Origin of the sequence: Microcoleus sp. w2-18bC1 (assembly GCF_036700365.1) — a bacterium.
Taxonomy (GTDB): domain Bacteria; phylum Cyanobacteriota; class Cyanobacteriia; order Cyanobacteriales; family Microcoleaceae; genus Microcoleus.
This window is the reverse complement of record NZ_JAUBOS010000156.1, coordinates 1-1,532: the sequence shown is the minus strand read 5'-3', so window position 1 is coordinate 1,532 and position 1,532 is coordinate 1. Positions and strand designations below refer to the sequence as shown.

Here is a 1,532-nt window from a genome sequence, read left to right as displayed (position 1 = left end):
TGTTCGTATCGTTGAGTATGCCGTCTTTTAACGTCCAAAAAATCTATTCTTTCTGTGGGATACCGTTGGCAACTAGGGCGTCGGTTCAGTATTAGGAGTTGACAAAACACACTGAAAATGATATGGGAATTGAAAAGCCTGTTAAATTCTGACAATCAGGAAGAAGGAAGAAACCTTATGCGCCCTCCCTTATGGCATCCTCCAATTGAACTCTCAGAAACAGAAGCGTTGATTATCAAGCGCATTAAACGAGCCAAGTTATTCACGTTTCTTCGACTGAACCGTTCATTCATATTTAATGATGAGTTTCAAGAAGAACTTGCTACAATTTTTAAAGACAGCACAGTGGGTCAGGGCCCAATTCCTCCTGCACAAATTGCCTTGGCAATTATTCTGCAAGCCTACTTAGGCATTTCTGACGATGAAGTAATTGAAGAAATGCTCATGGATCAACGTTGGCAGTTAGTTCTCGATTGTCTAAAGTGTGAAACTCCCCCTTTTAGCAAAGCCACTTTGGTGAGATTCAGAAATCGCTTAATTAAAAAAGAACTAGACCAACGTTTAATTGACCGCACCGTAGAAATTGCCAAACAAAAAGGTGGATTTGGCTCATCTCAACTCAAAGTGGCTTTAGATTCCTCACCTTTATGGGGAGCTGGTAAAGTCGAAGACACATATAATCTCTTGGGTCATGCTTTACGTAAGGCGGTGAGTATGATAGCTGCTGTGCAGGGGCGGGAGCCAGCAGAAATTGCCCTGGAAGCAGGTGCACCCATCCTTAATAGTTCCAGCTTAAAAACGGCCTTAGATATAAACTGGGATAATCCAGTAGAGCGTCAAAATGCACTCTTAATTATCCTAAGTAGCTTAGATTCTGTGGAAGAATGGATGCAAAGCCAGTCTGATTGTGATAAATTTGAAGTAGTTCAAGAGACTCTGGATGTTGCCCGAGTCATTGAATCCCAAAATGTGACTTTAGACTCACAAGCCGTTCCAAGTTTAAGTCAAGGGGTAGCCAAAAATCGTCGCATTTCTATTGAAGACCCAGATATGCGCCATGGGCGTAAAAGCCGCTCTCAAAAAATAGATGGATATAAACGCCACGTTCTTAAAGATTTAGAGAGTGGTGTAGTTTGCGCTGTGGCGCTGACACGCGCCAATACTCCAGAATCTGCTGCTACAATTGACCTAGAACGTGACTTGAAATTTCAAAACATTCACCTATCTGAGTTACATATCGATCGGGCTTATTTATCTAGTCACTGGGTGACACAAAGGAATGATAAATTACAGATATTTTGCAAGGCGTGGCCAGTCAAAAATTCTGGACGGTTTGATAAAAATTCTTTTTTCCTTGACTGGGATACGCATTTAATTAGCTGTCCCAATCAGGTAAGTATCCCATTTGAACCGGGGAAAACTGTTCATTTTCCTCAGAATAAATGTGCAATTTGCCCTCTGAGGTCTGGTTGCACGAATAGTAAAAGAGGACGGACTGTATCAATTCATCCTGATGAAGCCTTAATGCAAGA

Annotated in this window: 1 protein-coding gene; it reads left to right on the top strand. The window is 41.6% G+C overall.

The genetic code is table 11. From position 1 onward, the window contains the following. Nucleotides 1-129: 129 nt before the first annotated feature. On the top strand, nt 130-1,532 hold a 1,403-nt coding region (locus tag QT979_RS28800; protein WP_333312379.1), incomplete at its 3' end, for a transposase.